Raw genomic sequence first — 25,680 nt, 5'->3', positions numbered from 1 at the left:
ATTAGCTATACCCGCCATACTTCAGGTCGTTTCTTTGCTGGCTGCGTGCGCCTGCCACCGCGATACCGACCGAATTATTTGGGGTGTGTGGATAGATAAGCTCTTTAAAACCTGCTTTTTTATACTAAGTTGAGCAAAACGGGAAGACGCTGCGCTAAAAAGTTAGCGTTATGCTGTTTTGCATCCTGAAGCGGAGCCGCTCGCAGTCACAAAAAAATAACAATTATCCCTGCTTTTATTGACATTCTCGGTGGAATGAAAATAAATGTCTATACAACCCATGACAAGTTGACCGGTATGACTGAAGCCACTTCCGATCTCGTTATCTGGCGGAACGCCCGCCTTGCCACGCTGAACCCTCACGACTCGCGGCCTTATGGCCTGCTGGATCGCCACGCGCTGCTGGTGCGCAACGGTCGGATTAAGGCCGTGATCCCTGAAAGCGACGCTCCTGCCGGGCGGAGTATTGATCTCGGTGGCAGGCTGCTGACGCCGGGGCTGATTGACTGCCATACCCATCTGGTGTTCGGCGGCAGCCGGGCGCAGGAGTGGGAGCAGCGGCTAAACGGCGTCTCTTACCAGACGATTAGCGCTAACGGCGGGGGAATTAACTCGACGGTGCGCGCCACCCGCGAAAGCAGCGAAGCGCAGCTGCTGGCGCTGGCGCAGCAGCGCCTGGATCGCCTGTTGCACGAAGGGGTGACCACGGTTGAAATTAAGTCCGGCTACGGGCTGGATCTGGAAAACGAACGCAAGATGCTGCGTGTCGCGCAAAAGCTGAGTGAAAGCAACGCGGTGGAGCTGTCGGCCACGCTGCTTTCCGCCCACGCCACGCCGCCGGAGTATAAAGACGATCCGGACGGCTACATTACCCTGGTCTGCGACACCCTGCTGCCGACGCTGTGGGAAGAGGGGCTGTTTGAAAGCGTCGACGTATTTTGTGAAAACGTCGGCTTCAGCCCGCAGCAAACCGAACGCGTATTCCAGGCGGCGCAGGTCCGCGGAATTCCGGTGAAGGGCCACGTCGAACAGCTCTCATCGCTCGGCGGCGCCCAGCTGGTCAGCCGCTATCGCGGGCTCTCTGCCGACCATATCGAGTATCTGACGGAAGAGGGCGTGGCGGCGATGAGCCAAAGCGGCACGGTCGCGGTGCTGCTGCCCGGGGCGTTTTATTTCCTCAACGAGACCCGCCGGCCGCCGGTAGAACTGCTGCGCCAGTACCGGGTTCCGATGGCGGTAGCGACCGACTACAATCCGGGCACCAGCCCGTTCGCCAGCCTGCATCTGGCGATGAATATGGCCTGCGTCAAGTTCGGCCTGACGCCGGAGGAGGCGTGGGCCGGCGTCACCCGTCACGCCGCCAGGGCGCTGGGGCGTCAGGCGAGCCACGGCCAGCTGGCGGCGGGATTCGTCGCCGATTTTGCCATCTGGGACGCCGAACATCCGGTAGAAATGGTTTATGAACCGGGGCGCAGCCCGCTCTGGCATCGCGTGGTACGAGGAGAAATGCAATGAAGCTGTGGCAACCGACGCCCGCCGGGCTGTGGCAAGGGCGCGACGACAGCGCCGAAGCCGCCAACGCGCTGCGCCTGTTTCAAACGATAGCGCGGGCGGAGCGTTTTGCCCCCGACGAGCAGCCGGGCGAGATTGCGCTGCTGGGGTTTGCCTGCGACGAAGGCGTGCGGCGCAACCGCGGGCGCACCGGCGCGGCAAAGGGGCCCGAGACGCTGCGGCGGGCGCTGGCGAATATGGCCAGCCACGACGGCCACGATCGCTGCGTGGATATGGGCACCGTTAGCGTCGCGGGTGAGGCGCTGGAAGAGGCGCAGCAGGCGCTACGCGAGGCGGTGGCCGCCTGCCAGCGCGCCGGCAAACGCACCCTGGTGTTGGGCGGCGGCCATGAAACGGCCTTCGGCCACGGCGCCGGCGTGCTGGACGCGTTTCCCGGCGAAAAGGTCGGCATTATCAACCTCGACGCCCATCTCGATTTACGCTTTGCCGAACGGGCCAGCTCGGGGACGCCGTTCCGCCAGCTGGCGCTGGAGTGCGAAGCGCAGGGGCGCGGCTTTCACTACGCCTGCATCGGCGTCAGCCGGGCGGCAAATACCCGGGCCCTGTGGGACGAAGCGGCGCGTCGCGAGGTGCGGATCGTTGAGGACCTCGAGGTTCTGCAGGCCTATGACCAGCGGGTTGCGCCGGAAATCGCGCGCCAAATCTCCCTCTACGATCGCCTCTACCTGACCATCGACCTTGATGTTATGCCGGCCGGTGAAATGCCGGCGGTATCGGCTCCCGCCGCGCTGGGGGTGCCACTGGCGACGCTGCTGCGCATCGTCGAGCCGCTGTGCCGCAGCGGCAAGCTGCAGGCGGTGGATCTGGTGGAGTTTAATCCGCAGTTTGACATCGATAGCCAGGGCGCCCGCACGGTGGCCCGGCTGGCATGGCAAATCGCCCATTGGTGGCGCTGACGATTCAGTATATTCTGCTCGTTTCGCCGCCCATTGAGAATAAGGAAAGCCAGGCTATGTTTTCACAGCAATCTCGCTCCGCGCCGGCACCGTTCTATGAAAAGGTGAAGCAGGCGATCAGCGAAAAGATCCAGAGCGGCGTCTGGCGCCCGCACGATCGCATCCCTTCGGAGGCGGAGCTGGTGGCGCAGTTTGGGTTTAGCCGGATGACCATCAACCGGGCGCTTCGTGAGCTCACCGATGAGGGCCTGCTGGTGCGCCTGCAGGGCGTGGGGACCTTCGTGGCGGAGCCAAAAGGGCAGTCGGCGCTGTTTGAGGTCCGCAGCATCGCCGATGAAATCGTCTCCCGTCACCACCAGCACCGCTGTGAGGTGCTGCTGCTGGAAGAGACCCGGGCCGACCTTATCCAGGCGGCGGCGCTCAACGTCGCCGAAGGCACGCGGATATTTCACTCCCTGATGGTGCATTTTGAAAACGACGTGCCGGTGCAGATTGAGGACCGCTGCGTCAACGCCATCGTGGTGCCGGACTATTTGCGTCAGGACTACACCGCCACCACGCCGCACGACTACCTGTCGTTGATTGCTCCGCTAACCGAGGGTGAGCATATTGTCGAAGCGGTACAGGCGAGCGCGCAGGAGTGCGAGCTGCTGCACATTCATGCCCACGATCCCTGCCTGATGATCCGCCGCCGCACCTGGTCGACGACGCATATTGTTTCCCACGCCCGCCTGCTGTTTCCCGGCAGCCGCTATCGCCTGCAGGGGCATTTCGCCTCCTGACCCTCCGCGCGTCGGCAAAAGCGTGATTGCTGACGCAATATAACAAAATTGTATCATTTCTGTTAAATCCTGACTTGCGCATAGTTGTATAGACAAGTATATGTATTTACGTAAACAACGTTAATAGTCAGGAGAAACCCCGATGTCGCAAAGCAAATACCGCCAGCTGGACGTACGTGCACCGCGAGGCACTACGCTGAGTGCGAAGAGCTGGTTGACCGAAGCCCCGCTGCGTATGTTAATGAATAACCTCGATCCGGACGTCGCTGAGAACCCGCATGAGCTGGTGGTTTACGGCGGCATCGGACGCGCGGCGCGCAACTGGGAATGCTATGACGCTATCGTGAAGGCGCTGAAAAACCTGGAAAGCGATGAGACTCTGCTGGTGCAGTCCGGCAAACCGGTGGGGGTGTTTAAAACTCATGAAAACTCCCCCCGCGTGCTGATCGCCAACTCTAACCTGGTTCCGCACTGGGCGACCTGGGAGCACTTCAACGAACTCGATGCCAAAGGGCTGGCGATGTACGGCCAGATGACCGCCGGGAGCTGGATCTACATCGGTAGCCAGGGCATCGTGCAGGGCACCTACGAGACCTTCGTCGAAGCCGGCCGCCAGCACTACCAGGGCAGCCTGAAAGGGCGCTGGGTCCTCACCGCCGGTCTGGGCGGCATGGGCGGCGCGCAGCCGCTGGCCGCGACCCTGGCGGGCGCCTGCTCGCTGAACATTGAATGCCAGCAGAGCCGTATCGATTTCCGTCTGCGTACCCGCTACGTTGACGAGCAGGCGACGTCGCTGGATGACGCCCTGGCCCGTATCAAAAAATATACCGCCGAAGGCCGCGCCGTCTCCATCGCGCTGTGCGCAAACGCCGCCGACATCGTGCCGGAAATGGTTAAACGCGGCGTGCGCCCGGATATGGTTACCGATCAGACCAGCGCCCACGACCCGCTGCACGGCTATCTGCCGAAAGGCTGGAGCTGGGAAGAGTATCAGGAAAAAGCGGTCTCCGACCCGCAGGGCACCATTCAGGCCGCTAAGCGCTCGATGGCCGATCACGTCCAGGCCATGCTGGCCTACCATGAGATGGGCATCCCGACCTTCGACTACGGCAACAACATTCGCCAGATGGCGCAGGAAATGGGCGTCGACAACGCCTTCGCCTTCCCGGGCTTCGTTCCTGCCTATATTCGCCCGCTGTTCTGCCGCGGTATCGGCCCGTTCCGCTGGGTAGCGCTCTCCGGCGACCCGCAGGATATTTATAAGACCGATGCCAAAGTGAAAGAGATCGTCAAAGACGATAAGCATCTGCACCACTGGCTGGATATGGCGCGCGAGCGCATCAGCTTCCAGGGCCTGCCGGCGCGCATCTGCTGGGTTGGCCTCGAGTGGCGCCAGAAGCTGGGGCTGGCCTTTAACGAAATGGTGCGCAGCGGCGAAGTCTCCGCGCCGATCATTATCGGCCGCGACCACCTTGATTCCGGCTCGGTTGCCAGCCCGAACCGCGAAACGGAATCGATGCGCGATGGTTCGGACGCGGTGTCCGACTGGCCGCTGCTCAACGCCCTGCTGAATACCGCCAGCGGTGCGACCTGGGTCTCTCTGCACCACGGCGGCGGCGTAGGCATGGGCTTCTCCCAGCACTCCGGGATGGTTATCGTCTGCGACGGAACCGACGAAGCGGCGGCGCGCATCGCGCGCGTACTGCATAACGACCCGGCAACCGGCGTGATGCGTCATGCGGATGCGGGCTATGAGATTGCGATTGAGTGCGCGGCGGAACAGGGCCTGAATCTTCCTATGGTGGCAGCAACGCAGGAGCAACGCTGAAATGAAAACGTTAACGCTTATTCCCGGCCAGCTGAGCCTGACGCAGCTGCGCGAAATTTACAGCCATCCGCTCAACGTCGCGCTCGATGAGCGCGCCTTCGCGGCGATTGACGAGAGCGTCGCCTGCGTCAACGCGATCCTCGCGGAAGGGCGCACTGCCTACGGCATTAACACCGGTTTTGGCCTGCTGGCGCAAACCCGCATCTCGACCGAGGACCTGGAGAACCTCCAGCGTTCGCTGGTGCTCTCCCACGCCGCCGGTATCGGCGAGCCGCTGGATGACGCCATGGCGCGCCTGATTATGGTGCTGAAGATTAACAGCCTCTCCCGCGGCTTTTCCGGCATTCGTTTGAGCGTGATTCAGGCGCTGACGGATCTGGTGAACAAAGGCGTTACCCCGTGGATCCCGGCGAAAGGCTCGGTGGGGGCGTCGGGCGACCTAGCGCCGCTGGCGCATATGTCGCTGACGCTGCTGGGGGAAGGGAAGGCCCGCTGGCAGGGTGAGTGGATGCCGGCAGCGCAGGCGCTGGAAAAAGCCGGCCTTAAGCCGATTACCCTGGCGGCGAAAGAGGGGCTGGCGCTGCTTAACGGCACCCAGGCCTCGACGGCGTTCGCGCTACGCGGCCTGTTTGAAGCCGAAGATCTGTTTACCTCCGCGGTGGTGTGCGGTGCGCTAACCACCGAAGCGGCGCTGGGCTCGCGTCGTCCGTTTGACTCGCGTATCCACGAGGCTCGCGGCCAGCGCGGGCAGATTGACGCCGCTGCGCTCTATCGCCACGTACTGACCGACGACAGCGCGATTTCGCAGTCGCACCACAACTGCGCCAAGGTGCAGGACCCGTACTCCCTGCGCTGTCAGCCGCAGGTGATGGGCGCCTGCCTGACGCAGATCCGCCAGGCGGCGGAAGTGTTGCTGGTTGAAGCCAACGCGGTCTCCGATAACCCGCTGGTGTTCGCCAGCGAGAATGAGGTGATTTCCGGCGGCAACTTCCACGCCGAACCGGTGGCGATGGCGGCGGACAACATCGCCCTGGCGATCGCCGAAATCGGCTCGCTGTCGGAGCGCCGCATCGCGCTGATGATGGACAGCCATATGTCGCAGCTGCCGCCGTTCCTCGTGAAAAACGGCGGCGTCAACTCCGGCTTTATGATTGCCCAGGTGACCGCGGCGGCGTTAGCCAGCGAAAACAAAGCGCTGTCGCACCCGCATAGCGTTGACAGCCTGCCGACTTCTGCGAACCAGGAGGATCACGTCTCGATGGCGCCGGCCGCCGGTCGCCGCCTGTGGGCGATGGCGGAAAACACCCGCGGCGTGCTGGCCGTCGAGTGGCTGGCCGCCGTCCAGGGGCTGGATATGCGCGAGGGGCTGACCAGCAGCCCGCTGCTGGAAAAGGCGCGTCATCTGCTGCGCGAACGCGTGCCGCACTACACCGAAGACCGCTTCTTCGCGCCGGATATTGATAACGCTATTGCGCTTTTGGCCGCGCGTCACCTGACGCGACTGCTGCCTGCCGTACTGCCCGATCGCAACTAACCATTCGCTGTTCTCTGTACCCGCGTCGGGGGGATATCTTCCCCCCGGCCGTCCTACACGCATATTTGTCGTCGTATAAAAATTATCAGGACACTTGCATATGCAACAACCATCGCCACAAAAGCCACATCTGCTGCGCGGGCTGAACGCTCGCCATATTCGCTTTATCGCGCTCGGTTCCGCCATCGGCACCGGGCTGTTCTACGGGTCGGCCGCCGCCATCAAGGCCGCGGGTCCTGCGGTGCTGCTGGCCTATCTCATCGGCGGCGCGGCAGTCTTTATCGTGATGCGCGCGCTGGGAGAAATGGCGGTGCGCAACCCCATCTCCGGCTCCTTCGGCAGCTACGCGCGGGAGTATCTCGGCCCGCTGGCCGGGTTTATCACCGGCTGGACCTACACCTTCGAAATGGTGATTGTGGCCCTCGCCGACGTGACCGCGTTTGGGATTTATATGGGGCTGTGGTATCCCGACGTGCCGCGCTGGATCTGGGTGCTGAGCATTATCTTTTTCATCGGCGCGATGAACCTGTGCCACGTGCGAATTTTTGGCGAGATGGAGTTTTGGCTCTCGCTGATTAAGGTGGTGGCCATTATTGCGATGATCGCGGCCGGCTGCGGCATCATCTTCTTTGGCTTCGGCCACGCGTTCCCGGCGACGGGGCTGGAAAATCTGTGGAGCCACGGCGGCTTTGCGCCCAACGGCTGGCAGGGAGTTATCGCTTCGCTGGGGATCGTGATGTTTGCCTTCGGTGGCGTGGAGATTATCGGCGTCACCGCCGCGGAGGCGCAGAATCCGAAAAAGGTTATTCCGCAGGCGATCAACACCATCCCGCTGCGCATCGTGCTGTTTTACGTCTGCACGCTGGCGATCCTGATGGCTATTTTCCCGTGGAACAGCTTTGGCGAGCAGGGCAGTCCGTTCGTGCTGATCTTCAGCGGGCTGGGGATTCCGGCGGCGGCGACGATCCTCAATATTATCGTCATTAGCGCCAGCATTTCGGCCATCAACAGCGATATCTTCGGCGCGGGGCGCATGATGTACGGCATGGCGAAAGAGGGGATGGCGCCGAAAAGCTTCCAGCGCATCGCCAGCAACGGCGTGCCGTGGATGACGGTGGTGGTGATGGGCATGGCGCTGCTGGTCGCGGTGGTGCTGAACTACCTGATGCCGGAGCAGATCTTCGTGCTGATCGCCTCGCTGGCGGCGTTTGCCACGGTGTGGGTCTGGCTGATGATCCTGCTGGCCCACTTTGCGATGCGCCGCGGCCTGTCGGCGCAAGAGCGGCGTAATATTGAGTTCCCGGTGCCGTTCTGGCCGCTGGCGCCGCTGCTGACCCTGCTGTTTATGGGGGTGGTGATTGCGGTGCTGGGGATGGTTGAAGAGACGCGTATTGTGCTGATCGCCGGCCTGGTCTGGCTGGGGCTGCTGACCGCGGTGTGGTATGCGCGAGTGCGCAAAACCGCGGTCGTCGCGGTGACGGAGCAGTAGCCGACTTTCCCCGGGCCTGGCCCGGGGAAGGGGGGTTAGCTAAACAGAGCGGTGATGGAGGCGCTGCCGAGGCTGTGGAAATGGACGTTAAAACCGACCATCGCCCCGCTTGCGCCTTCATCGACCTCAATTTTGTCGACGTCCAGCGCGTGCACCGTAAAGATGTAGCGATGGCTCTCTCCCTGCGGCGGCGCCGCGCCGCCGTAGCCCGCCTGGCCGAAATCGGTACGGGTTTGAACCGCCTCTTCCGGCAGCGCCGCGAGGCCGGAGCCGGCGCCCTGGGGCAGCACGCGCGTATCGGCGGGGAGGTTCGCCACGATCCAGTGCCACCAGCCGGAGCCGGTCGGCGCGTCGGGATCGAAACAGGTCACCACGAAGCTTTTGCTGCCCGCCGGCACCTCATCCCACGCCAGATGCGGTGAAATATTGTCCCCCGCGTAGCCCATGCCGTTGAATACATGACGATTGGGCAGTTTTCTCCCATCCTGCAAATCTTGACTGATGAGTTTCATCGTCTCTCCTCAAGTTAATCTACTGATTCGCAAAGAAGTGTAGCGCGTGCGGCGCGGCATTACCGTCTCTTAATCGCTAAAAAATGTTTCTTCCAGCACCGCCGCGTTGACCGCCCGGGTCAGGCGCGTCAGCTGCTCCGCGCTAATGATATACGGCGGCATCAGGTAGATAAGCTTGCCGAACGGGCGCACCCACACGCCCTGCTCGACGAAAAAGCGCTGCAGGGCGGCCATATTCACCGGGCGGCGGGTTTCCACCACGCCAATCGCCCCGAGCACGCGCACGTCGGCCACCAGCGCGGAATCGCGGGCGGGCGCCAGCTCGGCTTTCAGCTGCGCTTCAATGGCGGCAACCTGGGTCTGCCACTCGCCGCCTGCCAGCAGGTTCAGGCTCTCCGCCGCCACCGCGCAGGCCAGCGGGTTGCCCATAAAGGTCGGGCCGTGCATAAAGCAGCCGGCCTCGCCGTTGCTGATGGTTTCTGCGACCGTGCGGGTCGTCAGCGTCGCGGAGAGCGTCATGGTCCCGCCGGTCAGCGCTTTGCCGAGGCACAGTATATCCGCCGCAATGCCCGCGTGATCGCAGGCGAACAGTTTACCGGTACGGCCAAAGCCGGTGGCAATCTCATCGGCAATCAGCAGGATACCTTCGCGATCGCACATCTTACGGATGCGCCTTAACCACTCCGGATGGTACATCCGCATCCCGCCGGCGCCCTGCACGATGGGCTCGAGGATCACCGCGGCAATTTCATGGCGATGGGCGGCCATCAGGCGGGCAAAGGGCACCATGTCCAGCTCGTCCCACTCGCCGTCAAAGCGGCTTTGCGGCGCCGGCGCGAAGAGGTTGTCCGGCAGATAGCCCTGCCACAGGCTGTGCATGGAGTTATCCGGGTCGCACACCGACATCGCGCCGAAGGTGTCGCCGTGATAGCCGTTGCGGAAGGTGAGAAAACGCCGGCGCGGTTCGCCCTTTGCCTGCCAGTACTGGAGGGCCATTTTCATCGCCACTTCGACCGCCACGGACCCCGAGTCGGCGAGGAACACGCACTCCAGCGATTGCGGGGTCATCGCTACCAGCTGGCGGCACAGCGCCACCGCCGACGGGTGGGTTATGCCGCCGAACATCACGTGCGACATCTGGTCGATCTGCGCCTTCATCGCCGCATTCAGCCGCGGGTGGTTGTAGCCGTGGATCGCCGCCCACCATGACGACATGCCGTCAATCAGCCGTTCGCCGCTGGCCAGCGAAAGCTCGCAGCCGCGAGCGGCTACTACCGGGTAAACCGGCAGGGGAGAGGTCATGGAAGTGTAGGGATGCCAGATGTGGCGCCGATCGAAGACGAGATCGTCCATTTTCATAAGCGACTTGTAAACAATTTTGAAAACATTTAGGTTTACGAGTATAAACCGAACCGACAGTTAACAAAACCTTTTGGAGAAGCCAATGGCTCACCACGCACGCTGGACAATGTCGCAAGTTACTGAGTTATTTAATAGACCACTGCTGGATCTGCTGTTTGAAGCCCAGCAGATCCATCGCCAGCATTTTGACCCGCGCCAGGTTCAGGTCAGCACGCTGCTGTCGATTAAGACCGGCGCCTGCCCGGAAGACTGCAAATACTGTCCGCAAAGCGCGCGCTATAAAACCGGTCTCGAGTCCGAGCGCCTGATGGAGGTTGAACAGGTGCTGGAGTCGGCGCGGCAGGCCAAAAACGCCGGTTCGACCCGTTTCTGCATGGGCGCGGCGTGGAAGAACCCGCACGACCGCGATATGCCCTATCTGGAGCAGATGGTCAAAGGGGTTAAGGCGCTGGGGCTGGAGTCCTGTATGACCCTCGGCACCCTGAGCGATAGCCAGGCGCAGCGCCTCGCCGGCGCGGGCCTCGACTACTACAACCACAACCTCGATACCTCCCCGGAGTTCTACGGCAATATCATCACCACCCGTACCTACCAGGAGCGCCTCGACACCCTCGGCAAAGTGCGCGGCGCCGGCATTAAAGTGTGCTCCGGCGGGATTGTCGGGCTGGGCGAAACGGTAAAAGATCGCGCCGGGCTGCTGCTGCAGCTGGCCAACCTGCCGACGCCGCCGGAAAGCGTGCCCATCAACATGCTGGTGAAGGTGAAAGGCACGCCGCTGGCGGACAACGACGACGTCGACGCGTTTGAATTTATCCGCACCATCGCGGTGGCGCGGATCATGATGCCGACCTCCTACGTGCGACTCTCCGCCGGCCGCGAGCAGATGAACGAACAGACCCAGGCGATGTGCTTTATGGCCGGGGCCAACTCCATTTTCTACGGCTGCAAGCTGCTGACGACGCCGAACCCGGAAGAGGATAAGGACCTGCAGCTGTTCCGCAAGCTGGGGCTGAATCCGCAGCAGACTGCGGTGCTGGAAGGCGATAACGAGCAGCAGCAGCGCCTGGAGCACGCGCTGAATAACCCCGATACCGAGGAATATTACAACGCGGCGGTGCTATGAGCTGGCAGCAACGCATCGAGCAGGCGCTGAGCGAACGGCGGCGGGCGGATGCCTTTCGCTCTCGTCAGCCTGTAGCGCAGGGCGCCGGGCGCTGGCTGACCCGCGAGGGGCAGCGCTGGCTCAACTTTTCCAGCAACGACTACCTTGGCCTGAGCCAGCATCCGCTGATTATCGCCGGCTGGCAGCAGGGCGCCGAACGCTATGGCGTCGGCAGCGGCGGCTCCGGCCACGTCAGCGGCTACAGCGACGCGCATCGCCAGCTGGAGGAGGCGCTGGCCGACTGGCTGGGCTATCCGCGCGCGCTGCTGTTTATCTCCGGCTTTGCCGCGAATCAGGCGCTGATTGCCGCCCTGCTCGGCAAGGACGATCGCGCGGTAGCGGATCGCCTGAGCCACGCTTCGCTGCTGGAAGCCGCCAGCTTCAGCCCGGCGCAGCTGCGGCGCTTTCAGCACAACGATGTTCAGCAGCTGAAAGCGTTACTGGAGAAGCCGCTGGCGGGCCAGCAGCTGACGATCACTGAAGGTGTTTTCAGCATGGACGGCGATAGCGCGCCCCTCGGCCCGATCCAACAGGCCACCGCTGAAGCCGGCGGCTGGCTGCTGGTCGACGATGCCCACGGCATTGGGGTGCTGGGCGACGAAGGGCGGGGCAGCTGCTATGCGCAAAACGTCCATCCTGAGCTGCTGGTGGTGACCTTCGGCAAGGCCTTTGGCGTCAGCGGCGCGGCGGTACTGTGCAGCGATGCGCTGGCGGACTACCTGCTGCAGTTTGCCCGCCACCTGATTTACAGCACCGCCATGCCGCCGGCCCAGGCCGTGGCGCTCAGCGCCGCGCTGCAGACTATCCGCGGCGATGAGGGCCGGCGGCGGCGGGAAGCCCTGGCCTGCCGCATTGCCCGGTTCCGGGACGGGATGCGCGACTATCCCGGGCAGCTCACCGAATCAATCAGCGCCATTCAGCCGTTGATCGTGGGGGACAATACGCGCGCCCTGCGCCTGGCGGCCCGCCTGCGCGAGCAGGGCTGCTGGGCGACGGCGATCCGCCCGCCGACGGTGCCGGTCGGCAGCGCCCGGCTGCGGCTGACCCTGAGCGCGGCGCACGAGCCTGAGGATATCGATCGCCTGCTGGAGGTGCTGCATGACGGCGGTGAATAAACGCGCGGTGGCCGCCGCCTTCGGCCGGGCGGCGAGCGGCTATACGCAGCACGATGAGCTGCAGCGGCGCAGCGCCGAGCTGCTGCTGGGACAGCTTAACGGCCGGCGCTTCGCCGAGGTGCTGGACGCCGGCTGCGGCCCCGGCGGCATGAGCCGCTGCTGGCGCGAGGCGGGCAGCCGCGTCATCGCGCTGGATATCTCCGTCGAGATGCTGGCAGAGGCCCGGCGTCAGCAGGCCGCGCACGGCTACGTGGAGGGCGATATTGAATCCCTGCCGCTGCCGGAGGCCTGCGTGGACCTGGCGTGGAGTAATTTGGCCGTGCAGTGGTGCGACGACCTCAGCGCCGCGCTTGCCGAGCTGTATCGGGTGGTGCGCCCCGGCGGGCGGGTGGCGTTCAGCACTCTGCTGGCCGGCTCGCTCCCCGAGCTCAACCAGGCCTGGGCGACGATTGACCGGCATCCGCACGCCAACCGTTTTCTCAGCGAGCAGGCGGTACGCAGCGCGCTGGGCGGCTGGCGGGCCGAGGCGCAGGTTCATGCCGTGACCCTGCCGTTTACCGATGCCCTGAGCGCGATGCGTTCGTTAAAAGGTATCGGCGCCACCCATTTACACGAGGGGCGCAGCGCGGCACCGCTCAGCCGCGGCAAGCTGCGCCAGCTTCAGCTGGCATGGCCCAAACGGCACGGGCAGTGCCCGCTGACCTACCATCTTTTTACAGGAGTCATTGAGCGTGATTGAACGTTATTTTGTCACCGGAACGGATACTGAAGTCGGTAAAACGGTGAGCAGCTGCGCCCTGCTGCAGGCGGCGAACCTGCAGGGCCGGAAAAGCGCCGGCTATAAGCCGGTGGCCTCCGGCAGCGAGTTCACGGAGCAGGGCCTGCGCAACGACGACGCCCTGGCCCTGCAGCGCCACAGCCGCGTGGCGCTGAGCTATGAACAGGTTAACCCGTTCGCCTTTGCTGAACCCACTTCACCGCATATTATTAGCGCCGATGAGGGGCGCCCCATCACCGCCGCTGCGCTCTCCGCCGGGCTGCGCGAGCTGGAGAAGCAGGCCGACTGGCTGCTGGTGGAAGGAGCGGGGGGCTGGTTTACGCCGCTGTCTGAAACCCTGAGCTTTGCCGACTGGGTGCAGGAGGAGCGGCTGCCGGTGATTCTGGTGGTGGGGATTAAGCTGGGCTGCATTAACCACGCCCTGCTGACGGCTCAGGCGGTGCGCCAGGCGGGACTGCCGCTGGCGGGCTGGATTGCCAACGACGTCCAGCCGCCGGGGAAGCGCCACCGCGAATACCTCACGACCCTCAAACGGCTGCTGGCCGCGCCCATGCTGGGCGAGATCCCGTGGCTGGAGGAGGCGTCGTCGCGGCAGGATCTCGGCCGATATCTCGATCTTAGCGCGCTGGATCGGGCGTCATCCACTTCGCCAGCAGCGGTTCATCCAGTTCCATAACGTCGCCCTGCGCCACGCTGCGCCCGCGGTGCAGCAGGCAGAAGCGGTCGGCCACCCGGCGAATAAACGGCAGGTGCTGCTCGGCGAGCAGCACCGTTAAGCCGATATCCCGGTTCAGGCGCACCAGCAGATCCCCCAGCTTATGCATAAAGTGCTGTCCGCTGCCGCGCGACGGCTCGTCGAGTATCAGCAGGCGCGGTCGGACGATCAGCGCCCTCGCCAGCGCCAGCTGATACCTGTCGTCTTCCATAAGCGCGGCGCCCTTGCTCTGGCGAAGGGCGTAGAGCTGCGGAAACAGATCGTAAATCTCGCTGCTCACCACGGCGCCGGGCGTCCCGCCTGCCGCCAGCGCAACATGCAGATTCTCTTCTACGCTGAGCTGGGTAAAGATGCGCCGGTCCTGCGGCACGTAGCCGATACCGATGATGCTGCGTGAATGAGCGGAGAGCGGCATCAGGTCGCAGGGCGGCGCCCCGCGCTCCTGCCAGGTGATGCTGCCGCTGGCGACCGGGAGATTTCCGGTAATACAGTTGACCAGAGTGGTTTTCCCCATTCCCTGGCTTCCCATCACGCAGGTGCACTCTCCTGGCCTGAGCTCAAGATCGACGTTCCACAGCGTGTGCTGGCTTCCATAGTACTGATTGACGGCGCGTAGACTCAACATAGACGTTTTCTCCTTTTTGGCGACGACGAGCGGGACAAACATTCTGCAAATCTCTTGCCAGGAAAAAGAAGTGACGGCATTTTTCTGCCAGAACAGGTCGCGCCTGCAGCCCCGCGCAGGGATCGGCGAAGCGGCTGCACTCTCCCGGTGCTAAGCGGCGTGAAACGTGGTGCAGAAAGAAGCAAAAAGGCGGCCGTCTTTAGCTGATAAACATCAAAAATAATTCAATAATATTTTTTAGCCGCGCGTTTTTGTTCGGCGGACAATTTCGGCCGGGTGGCAGAGGTCATGGCCTGCAGCGAGTTATCCACTATTCCTGTGGATAACCTTGTGTATTAGAGTTAGAGAACTTGCGGTAAGCTAGAGATTACGCGGCCTGCGGCGGAATTGGCGCGAAACCCGTCTTTTATTAAATTCTGTTTTATATCAATTGGTTGTATAAAATCAATGGCTGTAAGGAAAGTGTCACCTGCTGCCATAAAAGATTCATCGCCTTGCTTGACAAATGTTAAATGACAAAATTTTCTGGGGATAACCTTACTCAGCGGCGGATTATTCCACAAGACGGTCTTTTTTTGCTCAAATGTAACCGCCTGACGCAGGGTTTACAGGGCAAACAATAATACGATACTGGTTTTATATCCAGTATTATTTATTGGCAAAAGCGGCGGCGGCGAGTAGAATTAAACACCTGCTGTTTCGCGCCGGGCGCTTCATCCTCCTTCAGGGTCAGACATATGAGTAAAACGTTCACGCTGCATTCCGCTTTCCGTCCCTCTGGCGATCAGCCGGAAGCCATCCGCCGCCTCGAAGAGGGGCTGGAAGATGGCCTGGCGCACCAAACGCTGCTGGGAGTAACCGGATCGGGGAAAACCTTCACCATCGCTAACGTCGTTGCCGACCTGCAGCGTCCGACGATGGTGCTCGCGCCTAACAAGACCCTGGCGGCGCAGCTGTATGGCGAAATGAAGGAGTTTTTCCCGGAGAATGCCGTCGAGTACTTCGTCTCCTACTACGACTACTACCAGCCCGAAGCCTACGTGCCGAGTTCGGACACCTTCATCGAGAAGGACGCCTCGGTCAACGAACATATTGAGCAGATGCGCCTGTCGGCAACCAAGGCACTGCTGGAGCGCCGCGACGTCATCGTGGTGGCCTCGGTCTCGGCCATTTATGGCCTCGGCGATCCCGACCTGTACCTGAAAATGATGCTGCACCTGACTACCGGCATGCTGATTGACCAGCGGGCGATTCTGCGCCGCCTCGCGGAGCTGCAGTACACCCGCAACGACCAGGCGTTCCAGCGCGGGACCTTCCGCGTTCGCGGCGAGGTCATCGACGTCTTCCCGGCCGAATCGGACGACATTGCCCTGCGCATTGAGCTGTTCGACGAAGAGGTTGAACGTCTGTCGCTCTTTGACCCGCTTACCGGACAGGTGGAATCGTCCATTCCGCGCTATACCATCTACCCGAAAACGCACTACGTTACTCCGCGCGAACGTATCGTTCAGGCGATGGAAGAGATAAAAGTCGAGCTGGCGGACAGGCGCAAGGTGCTGCTGGAAAACAACAAGCTGCTGGAAGAGCAGCGCCTGAGCCAGCGTACCCAGTTTGACCTTGAAATGATGAACGAGCTGGGCTACTGCTCGGGCATTGAAAACTACTCGCGCTACCTTTCCGGACGCGGGCCGGGCGAGCCGCCGCCGACGCTGTTCGACTATCTGCCGGCGGATGGCCTGCTGGTTATCGATGAATCCCACGTCACCATTCCGCAAATCGGCGGGATGTATCGCGGCGACCGGGCGCGTAAAGAGACGCTGGTGGAGTACGGTTTCCGCCTGCCGTCGGCGCTGGATAACCGTCCGATGAAGTTTGAGGAGTTTGAGGCGCTGGCGCCGCAGACTATCTACGTTTCGGCGACGCCCGGCGCCTATGAGCTGGATAAATCCGGCGATGAGGTGGTCGATCAGGTGGTCCGTCCGACCGGCCTGCTGGACCCGGTCATCGAAGTGCGTCCGGTGGGCACTCAGGTCGACGATCTGCTATCGGAGATTCGCCAGCGCTCCGCCATCAACGAGCGCGTGCTGGTGACGACCCTGACCAAGCGGATGGCCGAAGACCTGACCGAGTACCTCGAAGAGCACGGCGAGCGCGTGCGCTACCTGCATTCGGATATCGATACCGTCGAGCGTATGGAGATTATCCGCGATCTGCGCCTCGGCGAATTCGACGTGCTGGTCGGGATCAACCTGCTGCGTGAGGGGCTGGATATGCCGGAGGTTTCGCTGGTGGCGATCCTTGATGCGGACAAAGAGGGCTTCCTGCGCTCCGAGCGTTCGCTGATCCAGACCATCGGCCGCGCGGCGCGTAACATCAACGGTAAGGCGATTCTCTACGGCGACAGAATCACCGCCTCGATGGCGAAGGCCATCAGCGAAACCGAGCGGCGTCGTGAGAAGCAGCAGCGCTACAACGAAGAGAACGGCATCATCCCGCAGGGCCTGAACAAGAAGGTGGTCGATATTCTGGCGCTGGGCAGCAGCCTGGCGAAGACCAAGGCCAAGGGGCGCGGCAAGTCGCGTTCACCGGTGGAGGCGGATACGCCAGCGCTGACGCCAAAAGCGCTGCAGCAGCGCATTCACGAGCTGGAAGGGCAGATGATGCAGCATGCGCAGAACCTGGAGTTCGAAGAAGCGGCGCAGATCCGCGACCAGCTGCATACGCTGCGGGAGCTGTTTATCGCCGCGTCGTAGGCCAGCGGCCGTTGCCGCCAGCCTGGGGCCGCGCGGAACGCTCGCGACCTACGGGCAGCGCCTGCGGATGCGCGCGCCGCCCGGGCCAAAATGGCAAATAAAATGGCCCGCTGGGCCGGATCTTAATATCCGCTTAATCTTGTTCAGGGACACTATCTCCATTCTAATGAGGATAGCGTCATGCAAAAACTACACTTTCACCAATATCTGGCCATCACCTGCGCCTTTATTATCGTCGTCGCCTTCTTCCATCAGTGGGTGCTGACCTTCTGACGCGAAGGCCTGGGGAAGAGCACCCAGGCGCGAACGCCGGGGCCCGGCTGGCGGTTATGCAAAAAGAACTGGGTATCGTGCAGCTGGGCGATACGGGTGACGATGCTTAATCCCAGACCAATGCCGCCGTAGCGGCTGTCCATGCGAACAAACGCTTTGCTCAGCTCGCCGCTTTTCGCTTCATCAATTCCCGGACCTTCGTCCTCCACCGCCAGAATCGGCGTTGACCCTGCCTGAATCGATACCCGGATCGTTGAATCCGTCGGACTATAGCGGTGCGCGTTCTCCACCAGATTACGCAGCACCACGCGCAGCAGCGTGGCGTCGCCGGAAACCATCACCTTCTCGTCCGGACCCGCGATCTCAAGCTTTTGCCGGCGCGGCGCCAGCATCACCTCCAGCTCCTCCGCAAGCGGCTCAACGACATCCTCCATCAGCTGCACCTGCTGGTAGCTCCCGGCGGAAAACGACTGCCCTACGCGGGCCAGCTGCAGGAGCTGGGAGATGCTGTTGGTCATCTGATCGAGGCGCTGGATAAGCGGAGCGACGCCGACGCCGTGCACTTTGGCCAGCAGTTCGAGGTGCAGGCGCAGCCCGGCCAGCGGCGTGCGCAGCTCGTGGGCCACGTCGGCGGTAAACAGGCGCTCGCGGTCGAGCGTCAGGTTCAGGCGCGATACCAGCTGGTTCAGCGCGGTGGTGACGGCGGTCACTTCCGGCACCGACTCGCTGAGTTCGATGGGCTGGAGGTTATCCGGAGTGCGGTTTTCCAGCTCGCCCTGCAGGCGGGAGAGCGGGCGGGTTATCTTTTTCACCGCCAGCAGGCTGATATAGAGCGCGAGGCCGATAATCAGCAGGCTTGGGATCAGCAGGCTGGCGACCGCTTCCCGCACCTCGTGCTCAACGTGCTTCTGGTTGTTGTGGCCCTCAATGGCGCTGGCCACCAGCAGCTGAATTTGCTCTTTGCTTTCATGCCACAGCCAGAACACGCTGATAATCTGGCAGACCGCCAGAATGGTGCCGATGGTCAGCAGCAGGCGAAAGCGCATGGTCCATTTTTCGGTGGCGAACAGCGGCATCTCTATGACTCCGATTCGGTATTATTCACCAGCATATAGCCGAAGCCCCTGATGGTGCGGATCCGCGCCTTGCCGACCTTATCGCGCAGGTTGTGAATATGCACTTCCAGGGTATTGGTCGCCGGTTCGTTATCCCAGCTGTAGATATCGTTGTAGAGAATTTCCCTATGTACCGGGCTGCCCGCCTTCATCATCAGGCGCGACAGCAGGGAGTACTCTTTCGGCGTTAGCTCCAGCGAATCTTCGCCCAGCCACACCTGCCGGCGGGTGATATTGAGGCGCAGGTTGCCGACCGCCATTTCGCTGTCGCCCTGGTTATGGTGGCGACGGAGCAGCGCGCGGATGCGGGCGTTAAGCTCTTCCAGCGCAAAGGGCTTCACCAGATAGTCGTCGGCGCCGGTATCGAGGCCGTCAATGCGGTCTTCGACGGTATCGCGGGCGGTGAGGATCAGCACCGGCTGACTGAATTTCTCCCGCCGCATCCGCGCAAGGAAGTGCAGGCCGTCCTCATCCGGCAGCCCGAGATCGAGGACCACCAGACCGTAGTGGTTGCTGGCCAGCGACAGCGCGGCCTCGTGAGCGCTGGCGACGCCGTCGCAGGCGTACCCCTCGCTCTGCATGGCCAGTATTAATCCCTGTAACAGGAGCGCATCGTCTTCAATGACTAAGATTTTCATCTGCCGGCCTCGCTTATGCATGGCGTTAAAATACCGTCTGTCGCCCGGTATTCGCGGGTACTGACCCCGAACAGGCCGAGCAGGGTGGAGAACAAGTTATCCTGCGAATAGGCCGCCGTTGTTGCTTTTTGCTGCAGGCACCTGCTGGAAATACCGTAGCGCTGCTGGTAATCCTGCGACAGCCACATCAGCATCGGGACGCGCTTTTGCGTATCCGGCGCGATGGACCACGGCAGCCCGTGCAGATAGACGCCGTCTTCGCCCAGCGACTCGCCGTGGTCGGAAAGATAGACCAGGCTGGTGGTAAATTTATCCTGCTTTGACTGCAGCAGCTTTATCGCCTTATCCACCACGTAATCGGCGTACAAGATGGTGTTGTCGTAGGTGTTGGTCAGCTGCTGCGGCGTGCACCTCTGGATTTCATTGGTATCGCAGGTCGGGGTGAACTTTTTGAATTCAGCCGGGTAGCGATTGTAGTACGTCGGGCCGTGGCTGCCGATAGTGTGCAGAACGATAATGCCGTCCTGTTGCAAATTGTCGATGTAGCTTTCCAGATTATGGAACAACACCTCATCGTAGCATTCGCCATCGATGCACTGACCCGCCAGCTTGAGATCGGTAACGTTCTGATGCGGGACGCGATCGCAGGCGCCTTTACAGCCGCCGTCGTTGTCGTTCCACAACACCTGAATACCGGCGCGCTGCAGAATATCCAGCACGCCCTCCTGGTGATGGGCCAGCTCTTCATCATAGCGCTCGCGCGGCATGTTGGAGAACATGCACGGAACCGAGACGGCGGTGGCGGTGCCGCAGGAGGTGGTGTTGGGGAAATAGATAACGTTATCCTGCCGCAGGCGCGGGTTGGTGTCGCGGGAGTAGCCGCCGAGGGCGAAATCTTGCGCCCGCGAGGTTTCTCCCAGCACCAGAATAGTCAGGTTTTTCCGAGGCCCGTCGCGCATTTGCGACTTCTGCCGCGTGTCTTCGCCAATTTTGACCAGCGGCAGATTGTCCATTTTATTGTGCGCATACCACGAGTTGATCGCCACGATGCTGTTTGACGGACTCAGCGACTTCACCAGCTCTTTATTGTTGCGGAACACCGAGGCGTAATCTTTATAAAACAGGGCGGCAATCAGCATGATAAGGATCGCCGAGAGCGCAACGTTCAGCAGCCGCACGGCGACGCCGCGCGCGAACGTTTTCGGCCTACGCACTTCAATCCACCAGGCCAGCGCCACCGCCAGCACGCCGGAAAGTCCGAGCGTCAGCACCATCCTGCCCGACAGCAGGGCGAAGCTCTCCGCCGGCGTAGTATCAAGAATATTGGTTATCATCGCCCGGTCGATAATGACCCCGAAGGTCCAGATAAAGTACTGCGCCGAGGCGCTGAGTAGAATAAACAGGCTGATAACGACGCGGTCGAGCTTCAGGAAAGAGGCCAGGGTGGTGAGGATATTCATGACGCTGAAGGCGACCAGCGGCATGCTGAGAAACACCAGCCAGTTATGTGGGCTATTGACCGGCAGCAGGGTGAAGACCTGGCGGTAGAAGGCGATATTCAGAAATAGCCCCACGTAGGCGGCAAAGAGAATCAGATAAACCGTGCGGCTCACTACCGGCCGACGCAGTGGAAATAACGACATAGCAAAAGTCCTGATGAAAACATGCTCGCTATGCTGTCACTTCTATTTTAAGACAACCTTAAGATATTAATGTGGGGAGCCGATGCTCCCCGCGCTATGCATCAATGCGTAATTAACCGGGGATCTGAATCGCCTTCTCCAGCGCGTTGCGCAGCAGTCGGCGATCGTGACGATAGGTGACGTCGCTGGCATCCAGCGGCGTCTGGATGATCATCCGCTCCTCAAGGCCGCTGGCATCGGCCTTCGGCCCGATGACGACGGCGTCAATTACCCGCTTGCCCACGTAGTGCTCCATAATCGCGATGCGGTCTGCCAGCGTCAGGCTGGCGGCCGGGCTGTGCTCTTTGCCGAGGTTGTCGATAAAAACCATCGGCGCCGGCGTGCGGCGCAGCGCCTGCGCCATCTCGTCGAGGAGCAAAATAGGCAGCAGGCTGGTGTAAAAGCTGCCGGGGCCGATCAGGATCAGATCGGCTTCGGCGATCGCCGCAACCGCTTCGCGGGTGGCGGGAACCGGCGGGGTCAGCATCAGCTCGCGCGGCACGCGGGGGAGCTGGTCGATATTCACCTCGCCATAAACTTCGTGGCCTTCGTCGTCAATCGCCATCAAGTCCACCGGTTGTTCCGACATCGGTATCAGGAAGGCGTCAACTTTTAGCAGGTTTCTGATTAAATTAATCGCCTCTAAGGGCCTGACGCTAAGGTTATCAAGGGCCTTTAACATCAGGTTTCCGAGGTTATGTCCGGAAAGTTCGCCGTTACCGCTAAAACGGTACTCAAACATGGCGGATGCCACGCTGGGTTCGGCGATCAGCTGGTTAATACAGTTGCGCATATCCCCCCAGGCAATGCCGCCTTCAGCGCGGCGAATGCGCCCCGTGGATCCGCCGTTATCGGTGGTGGTGACGATGCCGGTCAGGCGCGATCCGAGCGATGAGAGCGACGACATGACCCGGCCCAGACCATGCCCTCCGCCAAGAGCCACGACCCGATCGAGATCGGCGAAAGTCCGATTGCGCATACAAATTCCTTATCTCAAATTAACGGGCTCACGGTAACCGATCTACCCCTAAAAGACGATGCCCCGATCCTGACAAACTGACCGACATCAATGCAAAACCATGAATTTTGGCTATTCTGTAGCGAAAATGCACGATCATACCGATATGTACATAATTATATAGCGAAATAGGAAATGGCGAAACGGTCATTTCCGCGCTACTATCGGCATAAACCCGTTAACACTCTAGCCTCTGTGCCTGTGTCGCAAGATATGGCGCTTTGGCCGTGACAGCCCAGCTAGTCACCAGGGCGTGGAAAGAAATGACCGCGTCTCCCGAATCTGGAAAGGTGTATATGGCCTTACAGCTTACCGATGCATTTGCGCGGAAGTTTTATTACTTGCGCCTGTCGATTACTGACGTGTGTAACTTCCGTTGCACCTACTGTCTTCCGGACGGCTACAGGCCCGGCCCGGTGAACAACAAAGGCTTTCTTAGCGTAGATGAAGTTCGTCGCGTCACGCGCGCTTTTTCCGCCCTCGGCACCGAAAAAGTGCGCCTCACCGGCGGTGAGCCTTCGCTGCGCCGCGATTTTGTCGATATTATTGCCGCCGTGCGTGAAAACCGCGCCATTCGCCAGATAGCGGTCACCACCAACGGCTACCGCCTGGCGCGGGACGTCGAGCGCTGGCGCGACGCCGGGCTAACGGCGATCAACGTCAGCGTGGACAGCCTCGACGCCCGCCAGTTTCACGCCATCACCGGGCAGGATAAATTTCAGCAGGTGATGGACGGCATCGATGCCGCCTTCGCCGCCGGCTTTGAGAAGGTGAAGGTCAACACCGTGCTGATGCGCGATGTAAACCACCATCAGCTCGACACCTTCCTCGCGTGGATCCAACCGCGCCGTATCCAGCTGCGCTTTATCGAGCTGATGGAGACCGGAGAGGGCAGCGATCTGTTCCGCCGTCATCATATTTCCGGCCTGGTGCTGCGCGACGAGCTGCTCAGACGCGGCTGGATCCACCAGATTAGACAGCGCAGCGACGGCCCGGCGCAGGTCTTCTGCCATCCGGACTATGCCGGCGAGATCGGCCTGATCATGCCCTATGAAAAAGATTTCTGCGCCACCTGCAACCGCCTGCGCGTCTCCTCCGTGGGCAAGCTGCATTTGTGCCTGTTCGGCGACGGCGGCGTAGATTTACGCGATCTGCTGGCCGAGGACTGCCAACAGGCGGTGCTGAAAGCGCGCATCTCCGAAGCGTTAACCCATAAAAAGCAAACCCATTTCCTGCATCAGGGCAACACCGGAATTACGCAAAACCTGTCGTATATTGGCGGATAATTGATTCTAAAGGAGCGAACAGATGAGTCAGGCCAGCGCTGAGTTTATCCCGACCCGCATTGCTATTCTCACCGTTTCCAGCCGCCGCGGCGAAGAGGATGATACCTCCGGCCACTGGCTGCGCGACGCGGCGCAGGAGGCGGGGCATGCGGTTGTGGATAAGGCGATTGTGAAAGAGAACCGCTACGCCATTCGCGCCAGGGTATCGGCGTGGATCGCCAGCGACGACGTTCAGGTGGTGCTTATTACCGGCGGCACCGGCTTTACCGAGGGCGATCAGGCTCCGGAGGCGCTGCTGCCGCTGTTTGACCGGGAAGTTACGGGCTTTGGCGAGGTTTTCCGCATGCTCTCCTTTGAAGAGATCGGCACCTCGACTCTGCAGTCCCGCGCCGTTGCCGGCGTGGCCAACGGCACGCTCATTTTTGCGATGCCCGGTTCGACCAAAGCCTGCCGCACCGCGTGGGAAAACATCATTGCGCCCCAGCTCGATGCGCGTACCCGCCCGTGTAACTTTATCTCCCATTTGAAGAAATAATTTATGTCACAACTGACCCATATTAACGCCGCCGGCGAGGCGCACATGGTCGACGTCTCGGCGAAGGCCGAAACGGTTCGCGAGGCGCGGGCTGAGGTTTTTGTCGAGATGCAGGCGACCACGCTGGCGATGATTATCGACGGCAGCCACCATAAGGGTGACGTTTTCGCCACCGCGCGCATTGCCGGGATTCAGGCGGCGAAGCGCACCTGGGAGCTGATCCCGCTGTGCCATCCGCTGATGCTCAGCAAGGTGGAGGTGAACCTGCAGGCGCAGCCTGAACATAGCCGGGTACGGATCGAATCCCTGTGCCGGCTGACCGGGAAAACCGGGGTTGAGATGGAGGCGCTGACCGCGGCCTCCGTGGCGGCGCTGACGATTTACGATATGTGCAAAGCCGTGCAGAAAGATATGGTGATTGGCCCGCTGCGCCTGCTGGCGAAGAGCGGCGGCAAATCCGGCGACTTTAAGGCGAACGAGGCTCATGATTAAGGTTCTGTTTTTTGCCCAGGTGCGCGAGCTGGTGGGCACCGATGCGTTAACCCTCGAGGCGAGCGAAGCCACGACTGTGGAAGCCGTTCGCCGCCAGCTCATCGCCCGCGGCGAGCGCTGGGCGCTGGCGCTGGAACAGGGCAAGCTGCTGGCGGCGGTGAACCAGACGCTGACCACCTTTGACCATCCGCTCGCCGCCGGCGACGAAGTGGCGTTTTTCCCGCCGGTCACCGGAGGCTAAGATGACGCAAACGCGCATTATCGTTAGCCCGGCGCGTTTTCGCGTGGGCGACGAATATCCGTGGCTTGCCGAGCGCGATGAGGACGGCGCCGTCGTCACTTTCACCGGCAAAGTGCGTAACCACAACCTTGGCGCTAGCGTGAAGGCGCTGACCCTCGAACACTACCCGGGCATGACCGAAAAATCGCTGGCGGAGATTGTCGAGCTGGCGCGGGAGCGCTGGCCGCTGGGGCGGGTCACGGTTATCCACCGCATCGGTGAAATGTGGCCGGGTGAAGAGATTGTGTTTGTCGGGGTCACCAGCGCGCACCGCAGCAGCGCCTTTGCCGCCGGTGAATTCATCATGGATTATCTGAAAACCCGCGCGCCGTTCTGGAAGCGTGAAGCCACGCCGGAAGGCGAACGCTGGGTTGACGCGCGCGACAGCGATCGCCAGGCGGCAGAGCGCTGGTAGTGTGATACGCTTAAGAGGTTAATTTCGTTAATCAGGAGATAGTCATGGACAGATTCCCCCGTTCCGATTCCATCGTTCAGGCGCGCAGCGGCCTGCAAACCTATATGGCCCAGGTGTACGGCTGGATGACGGTCGGCCTGCTGCTAACGGCGTTTATCGCCTGGTTCGCCGCCAACACGCCGGCGGTGATGATGTTTGTCTTTTCCAGCAAAATTACCTTCTTCGGGCTGATTATCGCCCAGCTGGGGCTGGTATTCGTGCTCTCCGGCATGGTGCAGCGCCTGAGCGCGGGTATGGCGACGACGCTGTTTATGCTCTATTCGGCGCTGACCGGGCTCACGCTATCCAGCATCTTCATCGTCTACACCTACTCGTCGATTGCCAGCACCTTTGTGGTCAGCGGCGGGATGTTTGGCGCGATGAGCCTCTACGGCTACACCACCAAACGCGATCTCAGCGGCTTTGGCAACATGCTGTTTATGGCGCTGATTGGTATCGTTCTGGCCTCGCTGGTGAACTTCTGGCTGAAGAGCGAGGCGCTGATGTGGGCGGTGACCTATATCGGGGTGATTGTGTTCGTGGGCCTCACCGCCTATGACACCCAGAAGCTGAAAAATATCGGCGAGCAGATCGACACCCGCGATACCTCGACGCTGCGCAAATACTCGATCCTCGGCGCGCTGACGCTGTATCTGGACTTTATCAACCTGTTCCTGATGCTGCTGCGTATTTTCGGCAACCGCCGTTAAGATCTAAAAACCCCGGCAGGCCTTACGCCGCCGGGGTTTTCTTGTTCTCTCTTATCTTCTCTTCTGCTCTCTTT

24 protein-coding genes and 1 riboswitch are annotated in these 25,680 nt (G+C 61.4%); of the genes, 17 read left to right on the top strand and 7 right to left on the bottom strand.

The features are described from left to right. Nucleotides 1-255 precede the first annotated feature (255 nt). The 6 genes from hutI (at nucleotide 256) to AC1M2H_RS19300 (ending at nucleotide 8,101) form a co-directional block, all read left to right on the top strand. Nucleotides 256-1,515: an imidazolonepropionase gene (hutI, locus tag AC1M2H_RS19325; protein WP_480148653.1), complete on the top strand. Its 1,260-nt coding sequence runs from the start codon at nucleotides 256-258 to the stop codon at nucleotides 1,513-1,515. After that, nucleotides 1,512-2,468, top strand: coding sequence for a formimidoylglutamase (gene hutG, locus AC1M2H_RS19320; RefSeq protein WP_480148652.1), 957 nt, complete (start codon nucleotides 1,512-1,514; stop codon nucleotides 2,466-2,468). Before hutI ends, hutG begins: the two co-directional genes overlap by 4 nt. A 56-nt stretch (nucleotides 2,469-2,524) precedes the next feature. Continuing rightward, nucleotides 2,525-3,250, top strand: coding sequence for a histidine utilization repressor (locus tag AC1M2H_RS19315; RefSeq protein ID WP_480151989.1), 726 nt, complete (start codon nucleotides 2,525-2,527; stop codon nucleotides 3,248-3,250). 142 nt (nucleotides 3,251-3,392) lie between these two features. Further along, nucleotides 3,393-5,078 (top strand): urocanate hydratase, encoded by a 1,686-nt coding sequence (gene hutU / locus AC1M2H_RS19310; protein ID WP_480148651.1) that lies wholly within the window; start codon nucleotides 3,393-3,395, stop codon nucleotides 5,076-5,078. Between the two features lies 1 nt (nucleotide 5,079). Then, complete coding sequence (gene hutH, locus AC1M2H_RS19305) at nucleotides 5,080-6,612, top strand: histidine ammonia-lyase (RefSeq protein ID WP_480148650.1); 1,533 nt, start codon at nucleotides 5,080-5,082, stop codon at nucleotides 6,610-6,612. A 100-nt stretch (nucleotides 6,613-6,712) separates the two neighbouring features. Beyond that, a complete protein-coding gene (locus tag AC1M2H_RS19300; protein WP_480148649.1) occupies nucleotides 6,713-8,101 on the top strand; it encodes an amino acid permease in 1,389 nt (462 codons plus the stop codon). Nucleotides 8,102-8,136: 35 nt separating this feature from the next. Here AC1M2H_RS19300 and AC1M2H_RS19295 read toward each other — a convergent pair whose 3' ends face one another. Together AC1M2H_RS19295 and bioA are read right to left on the bottom strand one after the other, a co-directional pair. Continuing rightward, on the bottom strand, nucleotides 8,137-8,613 hold the full coding sequence (locus AC1M2H_RS19295; protein WP_480148648.1) for a kinase inhibitor: 477 nt from the start codon (nucleotides 8,611-8,613) through the stop codon (nucleotides 8,137-8,139). A 69-nt stretch (nucleotides 8,614-8,682) separates the two neighbouring features. Continuing rightward, the gene (bioA, locus tag AC1M2H_RS19290; protein ID WP_480148647.1) at nucleotides 8,683-9,972 is read right to left on the bottom strand and encodes an adenosylmethionine--8-amino-7-oxononanoate transaminase; all 1,290 of its coding nucleotides are present in this window, start codon (nucleotides 9,970-9,972) and stop codon (nucleotides 8,683-8,685) included. An 85-nt stretch (nucleotides 9,973-10,057) separates the two neighbouring features. Here bioA and bioB point away from each other — a divergent pair, with 85 nt between their 5' ends. From bioB to bioD, 4 genes are read left to right on the top strand one after another with little or no spacing between them, the layout of a single operon-like run. Then, nucleotides 10,058-11,098 (top strand): biotin synthase BioB, encoded by a 1,041-nt coding sequence (bioB, locus tag AC1M2H_RS19285; RefSeq protein WP_480148646.1) that lies wholly within the window; start codon nucleotides 10,058-10,060, stop codon nucleotides 11,096-11,098. Continuing rightward, a complete protein-coding gene (bioF, locus tag AC1M2H_RS19280) occupies nucleotides 11,095-12,252 on the top strand; it encodes an 8-amino-7-oxononanoate synthase (RefSeq protein WP_480148645.1) in 1,158 nt (385 codons plus the stop codon). Before bioB ends, bioF begins: the two co-directional genes overlap by 4 nt. Then, nucleotides 12,236-12,991, top strand: a complete 756-nt coding sequence (gene bioC, locus AC1M2H_RS19275) for a malonyl-ACP O-methyltransferase BioC (RefSeq protein ID WP_480148644.1) — start codon at nucleotides 12,236-12,238, stop codon at nucleotides 12,989-12,991. Before bioF ends, bioC begins: the two co-directional genes overlap by 17 nt. Beyond that, entirely contained in the window at nucleotides 12,984-13,706 is a 723-nt protein-coding gene (gene bioD, locus AC1M2H_RS19270) for a dethiobiotin synthase (protein WP_480148643.1), read from the top strand. Before bioC ends, bioD begins: the two co-directional genes overlap by 8 nt. Here bioD and AC1M2H_RS19265 read toward each other — a convergent pair. Beyond that, nucleotides 13,648-14,370: an ABC transporter ATP-binding protein gene (locus AC1M2H_RS19265; RefSeq protein WP_426815385.1), complete on the bottom strand. Its 723-nt coding sequence runs from the start codon at nucleotides 14,368-14,370 to the stop codon at nucleotides 13,648-13,650. The two genes, bioD and AC1M2H_RS19265, sit on opposite strands and share 59 nt — an antisense overlap. A gap of 737 nt (nucleotides 14,371-15,107) precedes the next feature. On the opposite strand from AC1M2H_RS19265, the gene uvrB reads away from it, so the two are divergent. Beyond that, on the top strand, nucleotides 15,108-17,123 hold the full coding sequence (uvrB, locus tag AC1M2H_RS19260; protein WP_480148642.1) for an excinuclease ABC subunit UvrB: 2,016 nt from the start codon (nucleotides 15,108-15,110) through the stop codon (nucleotides 17,121-17,123). A gap of 251 nt (nucleotides 17,124-17,374) precedes the next feature. On the opposite strand, the gene pmrB is transcribed toward uvrB, so the two are convergent. The 4 genes from pmrB to yvcK form a co-directional block, all read right to left on the bottom strand. Then, nucleotides 17,375-18,472: a two-component system sensor histidine kinase PmrB gene (gene pmrB / locus AC1M2H_RS19255; RefSeq protein WP_480148641.1), complete on the bottom strand. Its 1,098-nt coding sequence runs from the start codon at nucleotides 18,470-18,472 to the stop codon at nucleotides 17,375-17,377. A 2-nt stretch (nucleotides 18,473-18,474) separates the two neighbouring features. Next, the gene (pmrA, locus tag AC1M2H_RS19250; protein WP_480148640.1) at nucleotides 18,475-19,149 is read right to left on the bottom strand and encodes a two-component system response regulator PmrA; all 675 of its coding nucleotides are present in this window, start codon (nucleotides 19,147-19,149) and stop codon (nucleotides 18,475-18,477) included. Beyond that, a complete protein-coding gene (gene eptA, locus AC1M2H_RS19245) occupies nucleotides 19,146-20,792 on the bottom strand; it encodes a phosphoethanolamine transferase EptA (protein ID WP_480148639.1) in 1,647 nt (548 codons plus the stop codon). Before eptA ends, pmrA begins: the two co-directional genes overlap by 4 nt. Nucleotides 20,793-20,904: 112 nt before the next feature. After that, nucleotides 20,905-21,810 (bottom strand): uridine diphosphate-N-acetylglucosamine-binding protein YvcK, encoded by a 906-nt coding sequence (yvcK, locus tag AC1M2H_RS19240; protein ID WP_480148638.1) that lies wholly within the window; start codon nucleotides 21,808-21,810, stop codon nucleotides 20,905-20,907. A 209-nt stretch (nucleotides 21,811-22,019) separates the two neighbouring features. Continuing rightward, nucleotides 22,020-22,158, top strand: a riboswitch (molybdenum cofactor riboswitch). On the opposite strand from yvcK, the gene moaA reads away from it, so the two are divergent. The 6 genes from moaA to AC1M2H_RS19210 all read left to right on the top strand — a co-directional run bounded on the left by moaA (nucleotide 22,146) and on the right by AC1M2H_RS19210 (nucleotide 25,606). Then, a complete protein-coding gene (gene moaA / locus AC1M2H_RS19235) occupies nucleotides 22,146-23,135 on the top strand; it encodes a GTP 3',8-cyclase MoaA (protein ID WP_480148637.1) in 990 nt (329 codons plus the stop codon). Its footprint overlaps the riboswitch before it by 13 nt. Nucleotides 23,136-23,157: 22 nt before the next feature. Continuing rightward, entirely contained in the window at nucleotides 23,158-23,670 is a 513-nt protein-coding gene (moaB, locus tag AC1M2H_RS19230) for a molybdenum cofactor biosynthesis protein B (RefSeq protein WP_480148636.1), read from the top strand. A gap of 3 nt (nucleotides 23,671-23,673) precedes the next feature. Next, complete coding sequence (gene moaC, locus AC1M2H_RS19225) at nucleotides 23,674-24,162, top strand: cyclic pyranopterin monophosphate synthase MoaC (RefSeq protein ID WP_480148635.1); 489 nt, start codon at nucleotides 23,674-23,676, stop codon at nucleotides 24,160-24,162. Continuing rightward, nucleotides 24,155-24,403 (top strand): molybdopterin synthase sulfur carrier subunit, encoded by a 249-nt coding sequence (gene moaD / locus AC1M2H_RS19220; protein ID WP_480148634.1) that lies wholly within the window; start codon nucleotides 24,155-24,157, stop codon nucleotides 24,401-24,403. The genes moaC and moaD overlap by 8 nt, the downstream gene beginning before the upstream one ends. Nucleotide 24,404: 1 nt before the next feature. Then, nucleotides 24,405-24,857, top strand: coding sequence for a molybdopterin synthase catalytic subunit MoaE (gene moaE / locus AC1M2H_RS19215; protein ID WP_480148633.1), 453 nt, complete (start codon nucleotides 24,405-24,407; stop codon nucleotides 24,855-24,857). 44 nt (nucleotides 24,858-24,901) lie between these two features. Next, a complete protein-coding gene (locus AC1M2H_RS19210; RefSeq protein ID WP_159237240.1) occupies nucleotides 24,902-25,606 on the top strand; it encodes a Bax inhibitor-1/YccA family protein in 705 nt (234 codons plus the stop codon). The last annotated feature ends 74 nt before the right edge of the window (nucleotides 25,607-25,680 follow it).

Source organism: Klebsiella sp. F11 (assembly GCF_056712265.1).
Note: the sequence above shows the minus strand (reverse complement) of the source record. Positions and strands in the feature narration are given on the sequence as shown.